This is a genomic window from Lysinibacillus fusiformis, from assembly GCF_016925635.1.
Classification (GTDB): domain Bacteria; phylum Bacillota; class Bacilli; order Bacillales_A; family Planococcaceae; genus Lysinibacillus; species Lysinibacillus fusiformis_F.
In genome coordinates this window covers 1,399,374-1,422,588 of the sequence record NZ_CP070490.1, presented here as the reverse complement: position 1 = coordinate 1,422,588, position 23,215 = coordinate 1,399,374, and the positions used below count along the sequence as shown (strand labels likewise).

The following is a 23,215-nucleotide window of genomic DNA, read 5'->3' as shown; positions in this document are numbered from 1 at the left end:
GAAGAAAAACACAAAGAAAGCCCTCTTAAGAGCTTTCTTTTGAACATTATTTTACGAACCATTTCTCTAGATCATCATACTTTAGCAAGTTAGCTGTGATGGCACCTGATTGCCAATATGTTCGATCAGCAATATAGACATGCCCATTTTTTACAGCAGGTAGTGTTTTCCATAGTGTACTATCTAACCATTTAATTGCTTCTTGGTTTTCTTCAGACTCCCAAGAGCCGTTTGAAGGGAAAAGGATGATATGATCCGCATCTAATTCTGGAATAGCCTCTTCAGATAAAATCTCGTGGAACTCTGTCATGTCACGGGCTAATGGATGTGGTGTTAAGCCTGTCTCTGTGTAAATATAGCCAGTATAGCGATTTTTAATGCCAAATAACGCTAATGTATTATCTGCTACATTTAGACGTACAACAGCAACTGTTTCGTCTCCAATAGACTTATCTAAGTCTGCTTTTAAATTGGTTACACGTTGCTCATATTGATCAACCATTTCTTTTGCTTTATCCGGAATATTTAAAACATCCGCTATAGTTTTCACAATTTCACGTGGATCTTGTAGAATATCTTCTTTTAAGCGGTAAGTAGGCGCTATCTTCGAGTATTCTTCATACTTTGCCTTATCCGCTGCACCATCTACAATGATTAAATCAGGCTTAGCTTGTAGTAATGTTTCTATACTACCAGTAATGTCGAACTCAGGAGCATCTAATCCTAAATAGTCTTGTTTACCCCAGGATGGGTGATACCATTGCACTACAGGTTTTACATCCAAGGCAGTTAAATAATCTTCCAAATAGATAGCAGCTACACGCTGTGGGTTTGTAGGGATTTCTACTTTTCCAAACTCATCTTCTACAATTCTTGTATCTTTAGTTGATTGTTCCTCTTTAGCTGTATCCTCTTTTACTTCATTTGAGCCACAGGCACTTAATACGAACATTAGTGCAAATAAAACTACAAATGAAAAATATCGACCTCTACGCATTGCTATTCACTCCTATAAATTTACTAAAACAATAAGAATATCATTTTAATCTAGAATGATAATCATTCTCGTTTGATTCAAGTAAATTATAGGACACAATATATCAACAAACAATACACAATCTCTACTTCTTTTTTATACAAAATGAAATTTGGCTTCCTAATGTTTTTTATTATCGAAGATTAACCATAATAATGTAACAATCGCTGCAAACATAACCATTAAAAATCCATACAGGGGAGTATGTGCTAATGATTGATGGCGAATAATAAAGCCTCCAATATATGATCCTAAAAATATACCAATGTTGAAGGCGGAAATATTTAATGCAGAAGCCATAGAAATAGCTGATGGCACATATTTTTCAGCCAGTAGAACAGCATATAGCTGCAATCCTGGTACATTCATAAACATAAATAATCCCATTACCAATACCATGATTAATCCGATAATAGGTGATTCGAGCGTGAAGCCAATGCCAAGCAAGGCCAAGGCGAGTCCTACAAATATAATAAAGATCGAACGTAGCGGATTATGATTAGCAAAATAACCACCTAATGTATTACCGATCGCAACGCAAATACCATAGACCACTAAAATAATGACTACTGCATGAGGAGAATACCCCATATATTGCTCTAAAATAGGTGAAACATATGTGTAGACAACAAAGGCACCACCGTATCCAATTGCGGTAATGAACAGGATTAAGATCATACGAATATTGCCTAATACTTTGCCGATATCACGAATAGAGATGAGATTGCCTTTTGATAATTGGCTAGGTACTAAAATCGCATTACTAATTAAACCGATGATTCCAATTACAACGATAAAGATGAATGACATACGCCAGTCTGTTACTTGACCAATAAATGTACCAAGTGGAACACCTGTTACAGTAGCCAAAGTTAAGCCTGTAAACATAAAGGCAATAGCACTTGCTCGTCTATTTGGTTCCACTACATCGGCTGCTATAACAGAAGCGATGGACATAAACACACCATGTGCTAATGCTGAAATAATGCGTCCGATTAATAGTAAAGCGAAATTAGGTGCTAAAGCGACTGCTAAATTCCCCACTATAAAAATGGACATGACTAACAATAATACAATTTTTCGACTAAGGCGAGATGTTAAGGCTGTTAATAATGGAGCCCCAACAGTTACCCCTAGTGCATATATAGAAACGGTTAAGCCAGCTGTGCTGAGAGAGATACCAAAATCATCTGTAATTAATGGTAGAAGCCCTACGCTGATAAATTCAGTTGACCCTATACCAAATGCACTGATTGCAAGGGCTAGCAAGGTTAGTTTAGCATTTGGCTTTTTTGATTTTGACATACTACGACTACTCCTTTGATTTTTTTTATTGTGTGTAGTAATATTCATACATACCAAAAAGACATGTAGAGTACTTTTAGTTACTTTTGAATATTACAGGAGGTTTACGATGCAAAAAATTTATAATATTGGTGTTGAAGCTACGCTAGAAGTTATTGGTGGTAAATGGAAACCAGTTATTCTTTGTCATTTAAACCACCATGGTAAAATTCGAACAAATGAATTTCGACGATTGATACCAGGTATTTCACAAAAAATGCTCACTAGTCAATTAAGGGAACTGGAGCAGGCTGGATTAATCAATCGAAAGGTCTTCAATCAAGTACCACCAAAAGTTGAATATTCATTAACACCCTATGGACAAGGGATGGAACCTATTCTGAACATGCTTTGCACTTGGGGCGAAAAGCATGTTGAATTATTACAGGATAAAGGTGAAGATGTACTGTTAAAACAACGTGATGAAGATATCGCTATGCAGCAAACATCATAATGAGGGGAGAAAGAGACTGTCACATATTAGACAGTCTCTTTTCCCTTTTTAGTGCTTATAAAGCAAAGTCAAATTCATCTGGATTTGGTCCAACACGTTGTTCTAGGTTCATCTCATTGATCAAAGCCATTTCTTCGTTAGTTAGGCTAAAGTCGAAGATATCCGCGTTTTGCATCATACGCTCTCTACGTACTGATTTTGGAATCGTGATTACGCCATTTTGTATATCCCAGCGCAAAATAACTTGAGCATTCGATTTTCCATATTTTTCAGCGATTTTCGAAATTGTTGCATCTTCAAGAAGTCCACCTTGCATTAAAGGTGCCCAGGCCTCAAGCTGAATATCATGCATGCCACAAAATGAACGAAGCTCAGCTTGCTGTAAGCGTGGATGGAATTCCACCTGATTCACAACAGGCTTAACACGAGCAAATGAAAGTAAATTTTCTAAGTGCGCAACAGTAAAGTTACATACACCAATTGCTTTGATCTTTCCTTGATCGTATAAGTCCTCTAACGCTTTCCAAGAATCAGCATACTTATCTTTACCAGGCCAATGAATAAGGTAAAGATCTAAATAGTCCAATCCTAGTTTTTCTAGGCTTTCCTCATATGCCGTAATGGTTTTTTCATAGCTTAATCCGTCGTTCCAGACTTTTGATGTTATAAACAAGTCTTCACGCTGCAAGCCAGTAGATGCTAGTGCCTGTTTAATACCTTCCCCTACACCAACTTCATTGCCATAAATAGCAGCAGTATCAATACTACGATAGCCGACCTCAATAGCGTTTTTAACCATTTCAGCAGTAGCATCATTCTCTACTTGAAAAACCCCTAAACCCATACCAGGCATTTGTAGGCCGTTATTTAAAGTGATTGTATCTTGTAAATGAGTAATCATTTTTAGTCCTCCATGTTTTGTGATTGTTTGATTGCTTACTCATTATGCTGCTAACATACCCTCAAAAAAAGTACGTACTTTTTTGTGTCATAGAAACGTAGAGGTAACTTTTGTGAGCTGACAATGATTAGAGGAATAAAAATATTTATTAATGAAGCTATTAAATAAAAATGTAAACACCTGATTGGTCTTAACTACTAGTAAAAAAAATTGAGTGGTCTATAAAAAGTATTTGGACAGAAGTAAACGAATATTTTTCTTGGAGTAATAAAAGGAAATGTATGTTCGATAGAGAATTTAAATAGTAATACTTTAAAAAGGGGATTGGAAGATGAATCGATTAAATTTAATCACATTAGGTGTAAAAGATATGGTGGAGTCTTTAACTTTTTACCGAGAGGGGCTTGGCTTTGAAGTAGTGGTATACGGAGAGGAGACGAATCCCGATGTTATGTTCTTTAATAATGGAGGAACAAAAATATCGTTATTTCCAATTGAACGCTTGGTCAAAGATATCAATGAAGCCAATCCACCAGAAATTAGTCAAGGCTTTGGCGGAATCACTCTTGCCTATAATGGTAAATCAAAAGAAGAAGTGGATCGAGTCTTTGCATTAGCAAAAAAGGCCGGAGCCAAAATTGTTAAAGAGCCCGAAACGGTATTCTGGGGTGGCTATAGTGGCTATTTTCAAGATCCAAATGGCTACTATTGGGAGGTTGCCTATGGCGACATGTGGCAGTTTGATGAGAATGATATGCTGATTATTCAATAACTGTTCAAAAAGATGATATCAACGGCAGAAAAAGCAACTTTGCAAGGTGAGAGGTTGATTTCCGTTCCGCCAGCGTCCTTTCCAGGGGCATCCGATGAGCCGCTTCACTCACTAACGTTCGCTCCAGGGTCTCCTCTGTGACGCTAAAGCCCCTTGGAGTGACGCTGGCTCCACTCCAATCAACCATTATCTGTATACTTTAGAGGGGATAAGCTCTTATTGGGGAAGTGATGCGTGACAACACCTCTTCATAAAGGGTAGTGAACACCTTCACTTTATTTGAAAACCTTTGCTAAAAAGTTAAATATTTATGGGTTGGAGTGGAAGGCTACTTGACTCCCGTGGGATAGCGAGACAGGCGAGCCTTTAAACGGAGCGGAAGCGGCTCGGCGCTCGCCCACAGGAAAGCAAGTAGCCTGCAACGGAAATCCATTTCTACCTTTCAATTGACTGTTTTGTTTTTCAACACTAAGAAAAGAGAGTAAACTAACGTTTCTAGTTTGCTCTCATTTTTATTAACCGTTAACAATAGTGCTCCCTCATTAAATCCACAAAATTTTGAGCGGCTTTGGATAAGTAATGATTCTTTAGCCATACAAGTCCTACGGAAGTGGATAATTCTGCTGATGGGATTTTGTATGCATGAAGTGGTAAATCTTCATATTGCTTTAAAATGGTTTCAGGTACGATAGAGGAGCTAAAGCCAGAAGCAATTAAGTTCATTAACAGTGCCGTATCTGAACATTCTCCGACAATATGGGACTGCAACTGGAAGCGAGAAAATGCTTCTAATATCGAATAATGTACGCCTAACCCTTCTGTGCTTGGTAAAAGGATTGGCCAATTTTGTATTTCAGCTAAAGAAACATCGTGTTCTAACAAGTCGAACTTCTTGGATTGTATAAAGTAAAATGGTTCTGAGTACATATGAAGAACAGAGAAATCATCTAATTCTAAAGGTAAGCGAATGATGGCAAGTTCTACAACACGATCCCTTACTAATTTACAAAGATAAGAAGATTCGTTTTGTTGAATTTTATAGGTCACCTTTGGATAATGTTGTTGAAATTGTTGTAGCAATTGGGGCAGCTCAACAACTGAAAATGTATTAATGCCTAATGTCAATCGTCCATGAAGGCCTAATCCAACATCCTTAACCTCTGCTTCTGCCTCTTTCATTAATTGAGCAACCTGCAATGCATATTTATATAAGGTCTTTCCCGCCTCAGTTACTTCGAAATATTTCCCGCTTCTTTCTACCAATTTTGAACCGAGCTCTTCCTCCATCGTTTTTAAATGCTGGCTTAATGGTGGCTGAGAAATATGTAACCTTTCTGCCGCGGCAGAAATCTTCTTTTCTTCCACAATTGCAATAAAATAGCGTAACTGTCGAATATCCAAATCCTAAACACCCCTTATTATAGGTAAAACCTAAGTAAAATATATTTTTTTAATATTTTTCATATAGTTAAAGCCATGTTAGCATAGTTAGTGAAAAGAAAAAAGGAGAGCTTTTCCTTTTTTATCACTAGAAATTAGACCAATGCACCTAAGCGTGAAGGAGAAAAAATCAATGCAAACTAAAACAGTATTTTCACTTTTATTGGTTTATATGTTTCTTGCGATGCTTGGTGCAGGACTTGTCATACCTATTCTCCCTCAGCTTTTAATCGAATTTGGAGCAAGTGGTAAAGCAGCAGGTTACTTAGTATCTGCTTTCGGTTTAACGCAATTTTTATTCTCTCCTATAGCTGGGAATATTGCTGATAGATATGGTCGTAAGCCAATGATTATCGTTGGCTTATTATTGTTTGCCTTATCCAATCTAATTGGCGCTCTTGCAAGCAATTTTACTATTTTTCTCGTGGCACGGTTTATTGGAGGGATGGGTTCTGCGGCATTAGTTCCGTCTATTATGGCCTATATTGTAGATATTACCTCGGATGAAAAGAGAACGAGAGCCATGTCTTTTTTAGGTGCATCCATGTCTTCGGGATTTATTGTTGGACCAGGGTTAGGAGGGCTTTTAGCAGAATTAGGTATACGTGCGCCATTTTTTACCTCGGCACTTGTTGGTCTTGTAGCTGCGATGAGCTGTCTAGTGATATTGCCCGAATCACAAAAAGCTCGTGTACAAATAGAAGCTACTTTCAAGAAAGAAAACATTTTTATACAGCTTGTTCAATCTATCAAATCACCGTACTTTATTTTGCTATTTATGGTGTTTTCACTGACATTTGGATTAGCTCATTTTGAAACAGCATATCCATTAGTCGTAACACAGAAATATGGATTTACAACTAGACAGATTTCTATTTTATTTATGATTTGTTCCTTAGGGGGAACAGTGACTCAATTATTATTAACAGGCTGGCTTACGAGTAGATTTGGAGAAAAGCGGATTATTAGCAGTATGCTTCTTCTCTCGGCTTCAGCGCTTGTACTCTTGCTTCTATCAGCTAATTTTTTCTATGTAATGGTGATAACCATGCTCTATTTTTCGTTTAATAATATTTTGCGTCCTACCATTAATACACTATTGTCGAAAGAAGCAGGGAATGAACAGGGATTTGTGGCAGGTTTAAATAATGCTTATATGAGCCTCGGTCAAATTTTTGGACCAGTGCTAGCAGGATATTTATTTGATGTCCATATTAATTTACCTTATTTATTTGGTGCGCTCGTGTTAATCGTTAGTAGTGCGATTGCTATGAAACGAATAGGAATGAAGAATGAAGACCGTTTGCAACATAAAAGTTCAATACAATAGCAAAAAGCGGATGATTTAAAATAGGAGCTGAACATTTACATGTTGAAGAAATGGATTATTGCATGCTTAGCAATAGGTTTATGGCTACAAGCATGTGTTCCTAACGATCATAATGATACTGAAGTGGGTGATCAACTACTTCAAGCAGTAGAGCAGGGAGATATGGCTAAGATCAATAAACTAATCACCCAAGAAGATATTGACTTGAATATACAAGATACAAAAGGGCGTACACCACTCATGATTGCAACCTATAACAATGATGTGGCAATGGCTAAGATTCTGATTGATGCTGGAGCGGATGTTAATATTCAGGATGATATGCAGAACAATCCTTTCTTGTATGCAGGTGCAGAAGGCTACATAGATATTTTGAAACTTACAAATAATGTGGGAGCAGACCCAGCACTGACCAATCGTTATGGAGGAACAGCATTGATTCCTGCATCAGAGCATGGCTATGTGGATATAGTTAAATTCCTCTTGGAACAAACAAAAATAGATGTGAATCATGTTAATAATTTAGGTTGGACTGCGCTTATGGAAGCTATTGTTCTAGGTGAAGCTGGGGAAAAGCAGCAAGATACAGTAAAAGTTTTACTTGCCCATGGAGCGGATATGAGGATAGCCGATTTAGAGGGTAGGACGCCATTACAACAGGCTGAGAAAAGAGGTTTGAAAGAAATCACTCAAATTCTAGCGACTGAAAGCTTTAATAGATTATCTGAATCTGAAAAAGTCCAAATAACAAAGCGATTCTTCAATGCAGTGGCACAGGGGAATGTTATGCAAATAACGGAGATTTTAAATAAGGGAATTGACATAAATATTGCCGATGAACAAGGAAGAACGGCTGCGATGCTTGCAACCTATAGAAATTTTCCGGAAATCGTAAAGGTTTTAATTGAACATGGGGCAGACATCAATAGGCAAGATAATATTGAAAATAGTCCTTTTTTATATGCGGGAGCAGAAGGATATTTAGAAATTTTGAAGTTAACGATTGAAGCAGGTGCAGACACTACAATTTTAAATAGATTTGGTGGGACGGCCTTAATTCCTGCGTCAGAACATGGCTATGTGGAGAATGTTCGAGAGATTCTTGAGCATACAGACGTAGATGTGAACCACATCAATAAACCAGGCTGGACTGCATTGTTGGAAGCAATCTACTACGGCGACGGTGGACCAAGATATCAAGAAACAATACAGCTATTAATCGAGCATGGTGCTGATGTAAATATTGCTGATGCAAAGGGAATCACACCACTTCGGCACGCACAGTCTCGTGGCTTTAAAGAAGTGAGTCAGATGCTTATACAGGCAGGAGCAAAATAACAAGTGTGAAAAGCAAAGTGTAGTGAGTCCTGAATGGGCTTCTACACTTTGTTTTGTTTAAATAATGTTCATTTATGTCTAAATTCTGACTTTCAGCTTAAAAAAATTGTGCATATATACCAAATTATCTAATGAGATTTCGGAATGTTTGTACAGCGACAAAATTTGACTAATCTTTAAAATAGAAAATGAAAGCGCTTTATTATCCGCGGATAAAGTACTGAAACATACGTAGGGAAGGGGTGATCAAATCAATTAATAAATGTTATGAGGGAATAGACGGGTTCTAAGATGTTTAAGTGGTAAGGAAAGTGTTCTCCAAATGATTGAAATACTAAGTGCTTTCTCTTAAATACATAAAAAATTGGAGTGAAACCAATGTCAACGATAACTAATGATCAAAAACAAGGACTAGATCCAGAGTTTGAACACACGGCTGTACCAAAAGAATATCGAAAAAGCTTCTCCTCTGTTTCTGCGGTTTGGTATAGCTTTCCTCTAGTATTAACGAGTGCTGTTATTGGTGGTGTTGTGACAGCAATGCTTGGATTTAAAATGGGTGTTGCAGCAATTCTAACGGGTAATCTGTTATTGTGCATTATTGTTGGAGCACTGAGTTATCTGGCTGGGAATACAGGAGAAAACTTTGCTATTTCCGCAAAAAGAACATTTGGTCAACTAGGCTATTTAGCAGTTTCAGGATTACTATCAACCGTTGTAGTTGGGTGGTTTGCATTAATGGTAGGCCTTACTGGCGATACAATGTTTCGTTCATTTGGAGCCAACTTATTATTTATGACGATTTTAGGTGGCGTGCTTTATGTTGGAGCCACTTTTATTGGCATTAAAGCTCTCACAATTTTAGGCTATATTGCAGCACCCATGTATCTCATTCTAGGGATTGTCTCAGTAGTCATTGCCTTTAAAAATGGTTCTTCTGATATTATTCATTTCCAACCAATAGCAGGTGTAGGGGCTTTATCCTTTGGAGCAGCAGTAACAATGGTCTTTGCCACTTTTACTGACTCAGGTACAATGACAGCCGATTTTACACGATGGGCAAAAAACGGGAAACAAGGATTCTTTGCCGCATTTACAGCATTCCCTATTTCAAAATTTCTAGCAGAAGTAATAGGAGCTATTATTGTAGCAACTGGTATTGTGTTACAGCCAGAAGCAACTGGCGGAGACTTTATTATGATCTTAGCTGATGCCGGTCCGTTTCTTTCCATTTTAGCTATACTCTTTGTATTTATAAATTTAGGTGTAGGTTGTACACATTGCTTGTACAACGGTGCTGTAGGATGGTCTCATATGACTGGTGGTAAAATGAGAACACTAACAATTGTCCTTGGTATAATCGGAATTATTGTCGCAATTTCAGGTATATGGAATGCCTTCCAAACGTGGTTAAATCTACTTGGCTTAATTGTACCTCCAATTGCTACTATTATTATTATGGATCAGCTTGTCTTAAAGAGAAAAAATGATGAGACGAAAAAATGGCAGCCTTTATCATTCATCTCTTGGGGCTTAGGAGCGCTTGTTGCATTAACGGTAAATGAATATGCGCCTCAGTTATCTGTTGTCGTAGCAGGTATTGTATCATCAGCTATTTTCTTCTATATCGGTAATATGTTTACGAAATCCACTCCATCAAATCACGCATAATATCAACCTCTAAAACGCAACTTTTACAAGCTATTAAAAGTTGCGTTTTTTATTTCTACTCAATAAATCTACGTTATCAAATTTTCTAAGAAAACAAATAGTATTTACCATATAATAACCATGTATGGCAATTATGTTTTAGTTAAAGATATCATGAAAAATATGGTATTTTAATATAGGTTTAGGTCATCAACGAGGAGGATAAACATTGATTCGTATATTATACATAGAAGATGAAAAAGAAATCGGACAATGGGTAAGTAAGGAATTAACTGAACGAGGTTATGATGTGACATGGCTAGAGTCGGGGGAGGGTCTTGAGCAACACACTAACACAAAAGATATTGCTATATTGGATGTGATGCTACCTGGGTTGGATGGTTTCTCCATAGGTAAAAGAATTAAACGCGAAAATAAAGACCTGCCAATTCTAATGTTATCAGCACGAACGGCTGTTGAAGATAAAATTGAAGGGCTACATTTTGCTGATGATTACTTAACAAAGCCATTTCACCCTGATGAGCTAGTAGCAAGGCTGGAAGTATTATTGAGAAGATATCAAAAAAATGATGATGTACTAGCATTGCAGCATCTTAAAATTTATACGAAAGATATGAGAATTATCAATACGATAAATGAAGAAGAAATTCCTTTGACGGGTAAACAATTTTATTTATTGCAGTATTTTATACGCCACCTAAATCAAATTTTAACGAAGGAGCAACTCTATGAGGGGGTTTGGGGTGAGAGCTATATAGAAGGTGATAAAACACTGATGGTGCATATACGGTACTTAAGAGAAAAGATAGAAATAGATCCTGCAAAGCCCATGATTATTGAAACAATCAGAGGAATTGGCTATAGGGTGAAACTATGAAATTTTTTCGATCATTATTAGCGAAATATATGCTCATTATTTTATTCGCCATATCCATTGTTCAAATTTCCTATCTTGGTGTTGCTATTTTCGTATTAGGCATTACAAAAACAGGGACAGGGGAATTTTCCAGCGGAGTTCTCGTAGAAAGTGATATTGAAAAGCAATGGCATGCTCAGGCTAAAAATATGACCAATGTGACAGATGATACTATTACGCAGCTTTTTCAAAAGTGGCAAGAGCAATTTCCTACTGCTTCTATGTTTTGGGTAAGTGAAGAGGGGAACTTACTGACTACTTTGAATGTAAAGGAGCAGTTGCCAGCAAAGTGGACACCAGCCTATACAACCCAATTTATAAAAGAGCGCTATGGAGGCGATCCATTTACTGTTATAGCCTTCTTAGACGATGATATGTCAAATGGCTTTATTGTACTAGAGATTTCAAGAGTAGCATTTAATCCTCCGCTTATTAAGGTCTACGATAACTATGGTAACTTTTTATTTTTTGGCGTTGTTGCCGTTATTCTATTTTTTATTGTGGTTTCGCTTTTGTTTTTCAAGGGAATTCGCAAAAGACTATTACATCTCCAAGAAGCTATGGAGATACGTGATGTAGATGGTTTACCTATTGAAATTCATGTGAAAAAGAGAGACGAAATTGGTCAACTGGAGCACAGTTTTAATAGAATGGTCAGCGAGCTGCGAGAAAGCAAGCAACGCCAACAAAAAGAAGAGCAACTAAGACGTGAACTGATTGCTAATTTATCACATGATTTACGGACACCTTTAACGAAAGTAAGAGCACAATCCTATTCAATTAGTAAAGAGGCATTATCAGAGGACGGGAAGCAGGCATTAAAGGCTATGGAAACATCCATAGTGAATATTGATGCTTTAATTGAAAATTTGATGTCCTACACATTGCTTATGGCAAGTAAATATAAATTTGAACCGAAAGACATCAATGTGATTCGATTTGTGCGGGAACACCTAACGACATGGTACCCAGTTTTTGAGCGAGAAGGTTTCACCATCGATATTGAACTGCAGGCATTTGAACCAGTTGAATGGCGTGTTGATCCATTATGGTTAGGACGAGTATTTGATAATATTTTCCAAAATATACTACGTCATGCGAATAGCGGGAAATATATAAGCGTGAAAACGGTATCGACGGAGAGTTATACAGCATTTATTATTGAGGATCATGGGCAAGGAATGAAAAATGAATCAAATGCAAAGGGTGCGGGAATTGGCTTATCGATTGTTGATGTCATGATAAGGGGCATGCATCTAGAATGGGACATCCATTCCGATCACTCCGGCACAAAAGTCATCATAAAGAATTCTGCGAAGCTTGAGAAATAAATGCTTCGCAGAATTTTTTATGTTAGAAATATTTTTTAAACAAAATTTAAACTTGGCCCATACCTGTTTTTAAACTTCCCTTTTTATGATAGTTAAAGAGGTGAGGACATTGGAATATATCGTACAAACACAAAACTTATCAAAAAGCTTTGGGAAAGAGCAAGCTGTATCAAATTTGAACTTACAAATACGTAAAGGTGAAATATATGGATTTTTAGGCCCAAATGGGGCAGGTAAAACGACTACAATTCGAATGCTTCTTGGTTTAATGAAGCCATCTTCGGGAACAATTAAAATCTTTCAAAAGAATATTACCAAGGAACGCATCCAAATATTAGCGAAGGTTGGTTCATTAGTAGAAAACCCTTCCTATTATCCGCACTTGACGGCATATGAGAATCTGGAGGCACTAAGAAAAATACTAGGTGTACCGAAATCTCGAATCGATGAAGTTCTGGAAATTGTTCGTTTGAAGGAAGCTGCCAACAAAAAGGTAAAAGGTTTTTCTCTAGGAATGAAGCAACGTCTTGGTATTGCAGCTTCTTTACTACATCATCCTGAATTACTTATTTTAGATGAACCAACGAATGGTCTCGATCCTTCAGGGATTATAGAAATTCGTAATTTAATTAAAAGATTACCAGAGGAATATGGCATGACCATTATTATTTCCAGCCATTTATTATCAGAGATTGATCAAATGGCTACACAAGTAGGAATTGTTTCTAAAGGCAAATTGATTTTTCAAGATTCTATTGAGGCGATGCGCCGATTTGCCCAACCAAAGGTTACCTTTAAAGTGAACAATGGCGAAAAAGGATGGCGTTCCTTATTGGCAAATGGCATTAAGGCAGACTATCAAGATGGTGTGATTTTCTTAGAAGAATGCTCAGATGAAAAGGTTGCCCATATTGTCCAAGTTCTTGTTCAGGAAGGTATATCAGTATTCCGAGTGGAGGAAGAGAAACGTTCATTGGAGGATATATTCCTGCAAATGACGATGGGAGAGCAGGGGATATGATGGGAAAGCTGTTAACTGCTGATTTCTTAAAAATCAAGCGCAAAGGATTATGGCTTCTAACGCTCATCGGTCCTTTAGGCGTGGTTGCTCTGCAAATGGTCAATTATGGAGTAAGAAAGGATTATCTCTTACAGCAAAGTGAGGATGATTGGGGCTATTTCATACTAAACGTGCATTCATTTACACCACTTGCCCTTGTCTTGGGCATTGTCATTCTCACATCATTCATGGCGAGCATTGAAAATGAAACCAATGCTTGGAAGCAGCTCATCGCATTACCTGTTTCCAAATTAATCGTGTATTTGTCGAAATTTACGCTGTTAGCTATCTTACTATTTTTGGCTTCAACGCTATTAATGCTTTTTACGTTGAGCTTTGGGCTGTTTTTAAAATTAGGTGATACCGTACCTTACATGGAGCTAGCTAAATTTAGTTATTTCCCTGCTTTTGCAGCATTGCCTATCTTGGCTCTTCAATTGTGGATTGCGAGTGTAAGTCATAATCAAGGAATCCCTATAACTGTGGGCATTTTCGGGGTGATTTTTGCCTATTCTTCCTATGTTCTACCTGATTGGATGATATGGAAATGGCCATCATTGATGAACCATTGGAATGAGCCGATAATCAATGTCTTATTAGGCGTAGGAATTGGTATTTTACTCTATGTAATCGGCATGATTGATTTTACAAGAAGGGACGTGAAATAATGATTGCTTTACTTCAAGCTGAGTGGTTTAAGTTACGTAAATCAAAAATGGTACCGATTATTTTGGCAGGACCCATGATCGGGCTTTTCATTGGTCTATCAGCTAATTTAGAGGACAACATACAGGGGATTGAAATCAATGAATGGTATATTTCTCTGTTTTCGATGAATTTAACATACGCTCTATTATTTTTACCTCTTATTTCAGGTGTTTTTACCAGTCTCATTTGCAGGTATGAACATCAGTCGGGTGGATGGAAGCAGCTTTTAGCACTGCCTGTAACAAGGGGGAAAGTATTTGTAGCCAAATACGTGTTGGTTATGCTGCTTGTTTTGGCGATGCAGATATTGTATTTAGGCTCTGTCTTTGCTGTTGGGATGGTAAAGGGTTACACAGATCCCTTTCCTATAGAAATTGTTTGGAAAAGCATAGTAGGAGGCTGGGTAGCGACATTACCATTAGTAGCCTTGCAATTATGGATGTCCATTATGTTTAAAAGCTTTGCTGCACCGTTTGCTGTTAATGTTATATTTACGTTACCTTCTATTTTAGCGGTGAATTCTGAACGTGTTGGTCCATATTATCCGTGGGCTCAACCGTTTTCAATGATGTATATAGGTGGCAAAACAGATGATGTGTTTTTTGTGCCGTGGGAGCAATTGTTAACAGTTGTAGGGGGTGGATTCATCCTGTTTTTCCTTGGAGGTTATTACTATTTCCAACGCAAAGCCATTTAACACCTTAAAGGAGAATTGATATGAGAATGTTGATACGAAGCTTACAATTTTTAACTGCATCTGTACTGCTAGTAGCTTTAGCAGGATGTGGAGAAGGTGAGGTTGTAAAAGATGCCTCGCAATATACTAGTAAAATAAAAGAAATCAATATTCCTGACGATGTGAAAATTATTGGATTTGGGGAAGCCACACATGGCAATATCGAATTTCAAACGTTAAAAAAAGATTTGTTTGAGACGATGATTAAAAATGAAAATGTCCATGTCTTTGTCTTAGAAGGAGATTTTGGTGGAGCCCAGCAGATTAATCAATTTATCACAAAGGGTGCTGGAACAGCAGAGGAAGCTATAAAAGCGTTAGACTATGGCATCTACAAAACTGAACAAATGGTAGAGTTTGTGCAATGGATGCATGACTATAATCAGACAGTCGATGAACAAGATAAAATTTATTTTTATGGCAATGATATGCAACGCTATGATTACAGCAAAAAAGGGTTGCTTGATTATTACGCCAAGGTACATGCTGACAATGCGCAGAAATTCACGACTGAGCTAGAGCATATTTCCAATAAAACGATGAGAGATTTATCAAATAGTCAGCTAAAAGAGCTGGATAGAACGATTGATACAATAATTAACGATTTACAATCAAACAAAGCGATATATGAGAAAAAATCATCAAAGGATGACTTCTCCTTTGCTGCACAATACGCACAAATTATGAAACAGCGTACACAATTATTTTTAAATGATGGTAACTACATGAATTTACGGGATCAATATTTAGCTGAAAATTTACGATGGATTGTTGAGTACGAAGCAACACAAGGTCACAATAAAGTATTAATGTCTGCTCATAATGGTCATATTGAGAAAACTTCTGCTTCGATGGCAGGCTATCAATCAATGGGACAATATTTAAACGAGCATTTTAAAGATCAATATTTTGCAATTGGCACAGACTTTGTGAAAAATACATTCCAAGCACAAAATGGGTCTGGTGAACGAAAGGAATACACGATTGAGCATCATAATGCTTTAGTGGATGCCTTTAGTGACATCGATAGCAACATCTTTTATGTGGATTTTGAAGCTGCCAAACAATCGAAGGAGCTGGCGAATATTCTTTCCAAAAAGCAAAGAATGGGCAATATTGGGGATGATTTTCGTCCATGGTATAAGCTGACACAAATGCTGTATACCATTAAAATGACGCCTGAGGAAGCTTATGATGGTCTCATTGTTGTGCAGGAAGCAACACCAACAAAAATAATTGATTGAGTTAAATTTAGCAACCTCCATCAAAAAATCTGTTTCTTTCTCCAGTATGATAAAGATGAGGTGAGTAACATGGAGTATAGTCAGGCAACACAAAGAACTATTGCCTATATCGAGGAGCAATTGATGGAACAAATTTCACTTGAATGTCTTCCTAATACTGCTGGCTATTCGAAGTACCATCTAAGTCGTATTTTTAAGCAAGAAACGGGAGTTACGATTGGTGAATACATTCGTATACGCCGGCTAGCCATGGCTGCGAGTTATTTGATGTACTCTAATGAATCGATATTAAAGATTGCATTTACACTTCAGTTTCAATCACAAGAAGCTTTTACAAGAGCCTTTAAAGAAGTTTATGCTGTACCACCAGGGAAGTACCGAAAATTGATGCAATCACTAAATATGTTGGAGGAGGAAAATTACATGGAAACAGTTGAACAGGTTAAAGGTTGGATGTTGAGTGGAGCGAATCCAGAATTATATAAATTTCATACAGATGACAAGGTGTTTCATTCAGGGAAGCGTTCAGGCGTATTGTATTCCACAACTGCATCAGCAAATCAGGGGCAATTCGGTACGATGATGCAGGGCTTTCAGGCAACTAACTATAAAGGAAAGCGCTTGAAAATGTCATGCTATTTAAAGACGGCAGACGCTACAAAGTGTGGTGCATGGATGCGTATTGACAATGGTACGGGTGATACCATTCAATTTGATAATATGAATCAGCGTTCTGTGACAGGTTCTACTGAATGGAATCACTATTCTATTGTCTTAGACGTACCTGAAGAAGGTGACTCCATTTATTTTGGTGTGTTATTAATTGGTTCGGGTAAGGTATGGGCAGATGGTTTTCGATTTGAGGAGGTTGACGACAAGGTACCCTCTACAAATATGCTTACACAAGAACATTTATCGAATCATCCAACTAATCTAGACTTTAGTATGGAGTAAATCAGACAGCACTAACTAAATCGTGAGATGACTTTTTTGAATTACGTATTGATTACCTCGAATTTGTTAAAGATAACAAAGAGGAGGTGTGAGACAATGGCACAAGAAATTCTTTGTGAAGTCAATAACTGCACATTTTGGGATTCTGGTAACAAATGCACAGCCGAAAAAATTTATGTTGTCAGCCAAAAGGGACAACATGCTTCCAACAGTGAAGAAACAGACTGTAAAACATTCGAACCTGAAACGCATTAATGTAAAAGGGTAGCCATAAATATGGTTACCCTTTTCATGTTGTTGAAAAAAGATCATGTCACTAGCAGAAAAAGATATTTTAGCAAGATGAAGGGGTTGATTTCCGTTCCGCCAGCGTCCTTTCCAGGGGGCGTCCGATGAGCCGCTTCACTCACTTCCGTTCGCTCCAGGGTCTCCTCTGTGACGCTCAATCCCCTAGGAGTGACGCTGGCTCCACTCCAATCAACCATTCTGCAAAATGTCTTTACTTTTTTCATACTAGCATAGCAATCAAATAGCCCAATAACTGTATTCTTAGGGGTTAGACCCTTTATTTTCAATGTGGAGAAGTGATGCGTGACAACACCTCTTCATAAAGAGTAGTGAAAACCTTCACTTTATTTGAAAACTTTTGTTAAAAAGTTAAATATTTATTGGTTGGAGTGGAGGGCTACTTGACTCCCGTGGGATAGCGAGACAGGCGAAACCCTGCACGGAGCGGTAGCGGAGGAAGCGATTCGGCGCTCGCCCACAGGAAAGCAAGTAGCCTGCAACGGAAATCTGTTTTCACCTTTCATAAAAATTCTATTGATGGTATTGTTTTTCAACACTATGAAAAGGGTAGCCATAAATATGGTTACCCTTTTTCCCTTTCTTTATTAATAAATATCCACCTTTTCTTTGTTAAATAAAAGAGCATGTGCATTTTTTACTTTTTCTTCTACATAATCTAACGAGTATTTACCAACGGAATCCGTTAAATCACCAATTGCGCGAGATAAATTATCGATGATTGGAATAAGTTTGTGCAATTCAATGCAGTCTTTGTCTTTGTGCATCTCATCCATGATTTCATAAGCAAGACGCTGAATTTTTCTTAATCGTAATTTTTCAGCTTGCATTGTATCCCCCTTATAGAAGCATTTAAGATGTCTCATTATATGAGCTACAATAAGATTTCATGAATGCTATTCTTTAGAAGTGATGTTTAGGGCTATGAAGGGCTAGCGCTATTTCCCTTATGCCAGCATCAATTTTGGATTCTTCTACATTCGATACATTTATTTTTAAAATACGTTCATGATAAAATACATCTAAATAATTGCGGCTTATAGGATCCAGCAAAATATTTTGTTGTGCCAAATGTTGAATAAGCTTATTAGTATTCACCTGCCTCGGTAGAACGATATGGCTATGCATACAGATTTCCTTAGAGGATGAATACTCTGCCAGATGAGTTGCTATAGATTGCTGAAGTTGATTCGCTCGGCTTGCATAAGCTTCACTGACTTTCTTTTGATAACGCTCAAACATGCCACTTTTCAAGTAAAGCTCTAATGCAGCCTGAGAAATCATGGAGCTATCAATATCAGTGGTATTTTTATACTGTTGAAAGGTATTAATCAAAACATTTGGTAAAACGGCAAGTCCAATACGTAAGCCAGGAAACATAATTTTAGAAAAGCTTTTTAAATAGATAACATGCTGCTGTGTATCATCTGTATAGAGGGGATCTATTTTCGAATTTTGCTCGAAATCCGCTAAATAATCATCTTCAACAATGTAAACATTATATTGATAAGCAAGTTTACGGATTAGATCCTTTGTCTTTTTGCTATAAGATGTACCTAGAGGATTGTGCAGGCGCGGCATCGTGTAAAAAAACTTTATGTCATGTTTGCTGAAAATGCTTTCTAATTCATGTAAATCAATGCCATCCGTTGTTCTTTTGATGCCGATTGCTGGTATTCCATAGGTTTTTAAATAATCCATATATAAATGGTAACTAGGTTGTTCCACTAAAATGGTTGAGCGACCATTTGGAAATGGCATAATACTTAGCAAAGACAAGGATTGCTGGACGCCAGAAGTAATGAAAATATTATCTTCCTTTGTAAACAGTTGATAACTTGTTAATAATTTTTTTGCTTCCTCTATTAATGAAGGTAGGCCTTTTGGTGTTCCATATCTAAATAAATCTGCTTGGTATGTGTCGATGGCTTTGTTAATACAATGCTGAAAATCTTGGTATGGAAAAGCATGCCAACTGGGTGATGACGTAGCAAAATCTATGTAATTTTTCATTTTCGGTTGGATGGGCAGCTGATGATCGACAACATAGTAGCCACTTTTAGGCGATGCATAGATAAGATGCTGATTCTCCAGTTTTTTTAAAGATGTTAAAATCGTACTCTTACTACAGGAAAATTGTTGTGATAACTGGCGAATAGAAGGAAGTTTTGCACCTGCATGAAGAGAGCCTGTTTGGATTTGAGTCAGGAGCTGAGAATAAATCCATTCATATTTAAGCATATATAACCTCCAGCACATCTGTATCGGTACAGATGTGTTTTTTTCATATCGTCAATGTGTTCTCTTTTTAATACGATAACAATACCGGCCGGAATGATTTGAGAAGGAGCATTATCGTATGTCAGAAAAAAGAAAAGCCTATATAGCAGCGATTTCGTATGCATTTATCATTGGCCTTTCATTCATGTTTGTGAAAGTTACATTAACAGTGGCGAGTCCAATTGATACATTAGCCCATCGCTTTACGTTTGCCTTCATCGGTATTGTTATTTTAATGGTCTTTACGAAAAATAAGCTAACAATAAAAAAATATGATTTACTAAAAATTTTACCGTTAGCCATATTGTATCCCATTGTTTTTTTCACTTTTCAAGTGCTTGGGCTTGCTAGAATTTCCTCTTCTGAAGCTGGAATTATTCAAGCAACGATTCCTATTTTTACATTAGCACTAGCAGGTTTATTGTTAAAGGAAAAAGCTACTCGTGGACAGCTTGTCTTCATTAGTTTATCTGTACTTGGAGTTATCTACATGCTAATTATGAATGGAGCCAATGCGACTACAGGAAATGTCGTCGGCAGTGGATTCATTTTACTTTCAGCCCTTGCTGCGTCGCTTTATAACGTGTTTGCAAGAAGGCTTACAAAGCAATATTCATTACTGACCTTAACGTATGTGATGACACTATGCGGATTTGTCATTTTTAACGGAATGGCTCTTGGAAATCATCTGGTGAATGGTACAATCAATGAATTTTTTCAGCCATTAACACATGTTGATTTTGTCATCGCGATTTTATATTTAGGGCTATTATCTTTGCTCGGTACGTCCTATTTATCCAATTATGCGTTATCTAAATTAGAAGCTTCCCAAATGAGTGTCTTTAGCAATTTTGCTACGCTCATTACAATACTGGCAGGCGTTTTGGTTTTACAGGAAGTCTTTCACCTTTATCACTTTATTGGTGGAATCCTCATCATTATTGGCGTCATAGGAACAAATTATTTTGGGCATAGGAAGGTAGTGCAATGAGAAAATACAGCCTTTTGCTATTAATAAGTTGTATATGGGGCTCTCAATTTTTCTTCGTAGCATTAGTTACGAATGATGTGGGGGCTGTTACTTTATCTTTGTTAAAAGCTTTAATCGGTGCAATCTGCTTAAGTATCATGAGCTTATTTTTGAAAAGAGAAAACTACTTAGCAAATAGTAAATTATATATTGGGATTGCCATTTTTGAAGTAGTGATTCCCTTCGTCCTCATTGCGCAAGGTCAAAAATATGTATCCAGTAGTATTGCGTCTATGCTCATAGCAATGGTCCCCATTATCACATTAATCCTCTTTGTTTTTTTCTTTAACAAAAAAGTTAGTCCGTTTCAAACGGTTAGCATTCTATTAGGCTTTTTGGGGATCATCATTCTTTCTTGGCCAACACAAGGGATGGGTGGTTCAGGCACAGTACTAGGGAATGTGCTGCTACTATTAGCAGCACTGAGCTTTGCATTTTCGTTAATTTTAATGGAGAAGTTAGAGGATGGTTCACCAATCGTTCATATGAGAAATATTTTAGGAATTGCCACCGTGATTTTATTACCAATGGCATTTATCCTTGAACAACCATTACTATTAAGCATAGATGGGATTCAGATCGTTTCCATTGTTATATTAGGCATTTTCCACGCAGGGATTGTGTATATGCTTTATAATCTTTTAATTAAAAGTGAGGGTGCTTTATTTGCCTCTTTTAGTAATTATATTGTTCCCATAGTAGGTGTTCTACTTGGATATTTGATGTTGAAGGAACCGTTATTAATCCAACATTTCATAGGGATATGCATTATTCTTTGTGCTCTTTTGTTGTCGAAAGAGCGGGTTGTTGAAAAGAAACAAGAAGTGGGGAATATCAAAGAAGTGAACGTAGGTTATAAAAAATCACCTCGATAGTGTACGAGGTGATTTTGCCATTTTTTCGGAAATGTAACAATGAAGGCAGCCCCTTTAGCAAGTTCACTTTCTAGGGCGATAGTGCCTCTATGTGTTTGGACAAGGTTATAAACAATTGCCATGCCTACTCCAGTGCCTTCTGAAGAAGTATCTGTTGTTGTTCCACGATAATACTGTTGGAATAGTTTATCCTGCATATCGAGAGTCGTACTGCTCCGCAATTATTAATGCTGATAGCAAATAGTGAATCATCAGATATCACAGTTAAATTAAAGGGATTAAAGATAGAAAAAAATACTAAGGACTCAATGGAGGGGAGAATTGGGGGAGCAGAAAATAGGGTAGAGTTAAAAAATAAGGCAGGAATAATGAATGTGAAATAATAGAAATGTATGACAAGCTCGAAATAATTCAGAGTTTGTCATACAAAATAGTATATTTTAATGTTGCTTTATTTTTATTTTTAAAATCAATTTATGATAAAGTGACAAAATTATATAGGCTATCATAGAAAACAGTCCAATGACAATTAAACTTACAGTGAAAGCATGAATATAATTTAAGAAAGAAGCACTCTCTAAACTTGTTCCTAAATAATAAGAAAATACTATACTAATACCTGCGACTGCTAAGGAATTTGCTAAGTACATAAAGGTTGTAAATAGACCAGCAGCAACCCCCATATGAATCTTTGGAATGTTACCCAATATGGCATTTGCTAAAGGTGTTGTAGCAAAACCAAGTCCAAGACCATAGACGAATAAAAGGATTATTGCATCCGTTCTGAGTAAATTATATTGCTTCATCCATAAGAAAAGGACAAGTAAAAAAGTACACATACTCATACATAATGCACCCATTTTTAAAACAATAAAACCATATTTATTAATAATTTTTGAAGAAACAATGGACGTTAAAAAGAATCCAATTCCTATTGGTAGAAAAACTAAGCTCGTTTCTCCTGTATCATACTTTAGACCATATTGTAAAAAGTAACTAAGGATAAAGAAAAAAGCAAACATACTTAAGTAAATAGATAGCACAGAACAAATGCCAAATACAAAAGGGCGATGCTTAAATAAACTTAGGTCTACGAGAGGTGACTGTTGAAGTTTTTGCTTAAATCGCTCAAGATAAATGAACAAAATAAGTACAACAAATGAAAGCAGTAGACAGCTAAAAATCCAAGTTTGCCATCCTTGTTGTTGGACTTCGGATAAAGGATAAATAAGTAGAAATATACTAACCATTAATAAAATTGAACCCATCCAATCAATATGATTGGATTTCTTATCCGTTGACTCCGGTATAAAAGGGAGCAAAAGGAGTACTAGCATGCCAATTGGAACATTGAAAAAAAATACAGTTCGCCAACCGCCGTTAAATAGATTCCAATGAACTAATAATCCTCCTAATATTAAGCCAAAGGTAAAGGCCACTCCAATGATAGCACCATACAAGCCGAAAGCTAAATATTTCTACCTTTCAA

Annotated in this window: 23 protein-coding genes; 15 read left to right on the top strand and 8 right to left on the bottom strand. The window is 36.9% G+C overall.

The window, feature by feature from the left end; all coding sequences use genetic code 11:
- Positions 1-46: 46 nt before the first annotated feature.
- On the bottom strand, positions 47-997 hold the full coding sequence (locus JTI58_RS07080) for an ABC transporter substrate-binding protein (protein WP_205446048.1): 951 nt from the start codon (positions 995-997) through the stop codon (positions 47-49).
- 159 nt (positions 998-1,156) lie between these two features.
- On the bottom strand, positions 1,157-2,341 hold the full coding sequence (locus JTI58_RS07075) for an MFS transporter (RefSeq protein ID WP_205446047.1): 1,185 nt from the start codon (positions 2,339-2,341) through the stop codon (positions 1,157-1,159).
- 109 nt (positions 2,342-2,450) lie between these two features.
- Here JTI58_RS07075 and JTI58_RS07070 point away from each other — a divergent pair, with 109 nt between their 5' ends.
- Complete coding sequence (locus JTI58_RS07070; RefSeq protein ID WP_205446046.1) at positions 2,451-2,834, top strand: winged helix-turn-helix transcriptional regulator; 384 nt, start codon at positions 2,451-2,453, stop codon at positions 2,832-2,834.
- A gap of 55 nt (positions 2,835-2,889) precedes the next feature.
- Here the strand turns inward: JTI58_RS07070 and JTI58_RS07065 are convergent, their stop codons facing one another.
- Positions 2,890-3,735, bottom strand: a complete 846-nt coding sequence (locus JTI58_RS07065) for an aldo/keto reductase (RefSeq protein WP_205446045.1) — start codon at positions 3,733-3,735, stop codon at positions 2,890-2,892.
- Positions 3,736-4,066: 331 nt separating this feature from the next.
- On the opposite strand from JTI58_RS07065, the gene JTI58_RS07060 reads away from it, so the two are divergent.
- On the top strand, positions 4,067-4,507 hold the full coding sequence (locus JTI58_RS07060; protein WP_205446044.1) for a VOC family protein: 441 nt from the start codon (positions 4,067-4,069) through the stop codon (positions 4,505-4,507).
- A gap of 522 nt (positions 4,508-5,029) precedes the next feature.
- Here JTI58_RS07060 and JTI58_RS07055 read toward each other — a convergent pair.
- Positions 5,030-5,908, bottom strand: coding sequence for a LysR family transcriptional regulator (locus JTI58_RS07055; RefSeq protein ID WP_205446043.1), 879 nt, complete (start codon positions 5,906-5,908; stop codon positions 5,030-5,032).
- A gap of 172 nt (positions 5,909-6,080) precedes the next feature.
- Between JTI58_RS07055 and JTI58_RS07050 the strand changes: the two genes are divergently transcribed.
- From JTI58_RS07050 to JTI58_RS07000, 11 genes are all read left to right on the top strand, one after another.
- Positions 6,081-7,277, top strand: coding sequence for an MFS transporter (locus JTI58_RS07050; protein ID WP_205446042.1), 1,197 nt, complete (start codon positions 6,081-6,083; stop codon positions 7,275-7,277).
- Between the two features lie 39 nt (positions 7,278-7,316).
- Complete coding sequence (locus tag JTI58_RS25205) at positions 7,317-8,615, top strand: ankyrin repeat domain-containing protein (protein WP_205446041.1); 1,299 nt, start codon at positions 7,317-7,319, stop codon at positions 8,613-8,615.
- 378 nt (positions 8,616-8,993) lie between these two features.
- A complete protein-coding gene (locus JTI58_RS07040) occupies positions 8,994-10,286 on the top strand; it encodes a cytosine permease (RefSeq protein WP_205446040.1) in 1,293 nt (430 codons plus the stop codon).
- 208 nt (positions 10,287-10,494) lie between these two features.
- Positions 10,495-11,163 (top strand): response regulator transcription factor, encoded by a 669-nt coding sequence (locus tag JTI58_RS07035; protein ID WP_205446039.1) that lies wholly within the window; start codon positions 10,495-10,497, stop codon positions 11,161-11,163.
- Positions 11,160-12,533, top strand: a complete 1,374-nt coding sequence (locus JTI58_RS07030; RefSeq protein WP_205446038.1) for a sensor histidine kinase — start codon at positions 11,160-11,162, stop codon at positions 12,531-12,533. Before JTI58_RS07035 ends, JTI58_RS07030 begins: the two co-directional genes overlap by 4 nt.
- 109 nt (positions 12,534-12,642) lie before the next feature.
- Complete coding sequence (locus tag JTI58_RS07025; RefSeq protein ID WP_205446037.1) at positions 12,643-13,554, top strand: ABC transporter ATP-binding protein; 912 nt, start codon at positions 12,643-12,645, stop codon at positions 13,552-13,554.
- Positions 13,551-14,261 carry an ABC transporter permease gene (locus tag JTI58_RS07020; protein ID WP_205446036.1) on the top strand — a complete coding sequence of 237 codons (711 nt, stop codon included), beginning with the start codon at positions 13,551-13,553 and terminating at the stop codon, positions 14,259-14,261. The genes JTI58_RS07025 and JTI58_RS07020 overlap by 4 nt, the downstream gene beginning before the upstream one ends.
- Positions 14,261-14,998: an ABC transporter permease gene (locus tag JTI58_RS07015; protein WP_205446035.1), complete on the top strand. Its 738-nt coding sequence runs from the start codon at positions 14,261-14,263 to the stop codon at positions 14,996-14,998. The genes JTI58_RS07020 and JTI58_RS07015 overlap by 1 nt, the downstream gene beginning before the upstream one ends.
- Before the next feature lie 26 nt (positions 14,999-15,024).
- Positions 15,025-16,281, top strand: coding sequence for an erythromycin esterase family protein (locus JTI58_RS07010; protein WP_431844408.1), 1,257 nt, complete (start codon positions 15,025-15,027; stop codon positions 16,279-16,281).
- A gap of 69 nt (positions 16,282-16,350) precedes the next feature.
- Entirely contained in the window at positions 16,351-17,235 is an 885-nt protein-coding gene (locus tag JTI58_RS07005; protein ID WP_205446033.1) for a helix-turn-helix transcriptional regulator, read from the top strand.
- Between the two features lie 96 nt (positions 17,236-17,331).
- Positions 17,332-17,490 (top strand): DUF1540 domain-containing protein, encoded by a 159-nt coding sequence (locus JTI58_RS07000; RefSeq protein ID WP_004231699.1) that lies wholly within the window; start codon positions 17,332-17,334, stop codon positions 17,488-17,490.
- A gap of 638 nt (positions 17,491-18,128) precedes the next feature.
- Here the strand turns inward: JTI58_RS07000 and JTI58_RS06995 are convergent.
- Positions 18,129-18,371: a group-specific protein gene (locus JTI58_RS06995; protein ID WP_205446032.1), complete on the bottom strand. Its 243-nt coding sequence runs from the start codon at positions 18,369-18,371 to the stop codon at positions 18,129-18,131.
- 73 nt (positions 18,372-18,444) lie between these two features.
- On the bottom strand, positions 18,445-19,782 hold the full coding sequence (locus JTI58_RS06990) for an aminotransferase-like domain-containing protein (protein ID WP_205446031.1): 1,338 nt from the start codon (positions 19,780-19,782) through the stop codon (positions 18,445-18,447).
- 118 nt (positions 19,783-19,900) lie between these two features.
- On the opposite strand from JTI58_RS06990, the gene JTI58_RS06985 reads away from it, so the two are divergent.
- Both JTI58_RS06985 and JTI58_RS06980 read left to right on the top strand, forming a co-directional pair.
- Positions 19,901-20,812, top strand: a complete 912-nt coding sequence (locus tag JTI58_RS06985) for a DMT family transporter (RefSeq protein ID WP_205446030.1) — start codon at positions 19,901-19,903, stop codon at positions 20,810-20,812.
- Entirely contained in the window at positions 20,809-21,726 is a 918-nt protein-coding gene (locus tag JTI58_RS06980) for a DMT family transporter (protein ID WP_205446029.1), read from the top strand. The genes JTI58_RS06985 and JTI58_RS06980 overlap by 4 nt, the downstream gene beginning before the upstream one ends.
- Here JTI58_RS06980 and JTI58_RS06975 read toward each other — a convergent pair.
- Together JTI58_RS06975 and JTI58_RS06970 are read right to left on the bottom strand one after the other, a co-directional pair.
- Complete coding sequence (locus tag JTI58_RS06975) at positions 21,705-21,923, bottom strand: ATP-binding protein (RefSeq protein WP_205446028.1); 219 nt, start codon at positions 21,921-21,923, stop codon at positions 21,705-21,707. The genes JTI58_RS06980 and JTI58_RS06975 overlap by 22 nt on opposite strands.
- Positions 21,924-22,166: 243 nt before the next feature.
- Positions 22,167-23,186, bottom strand: a complete 1,020-nt coding sequence (locus JTI58_RS06970; protein WP_279381315.1) for an MFS transporter — start codon at positions 23,184-23,186, stop codon at positions 22,167-22,169.
- Positions 23,187-23,215: the final 29 nt, after the last annotated feature.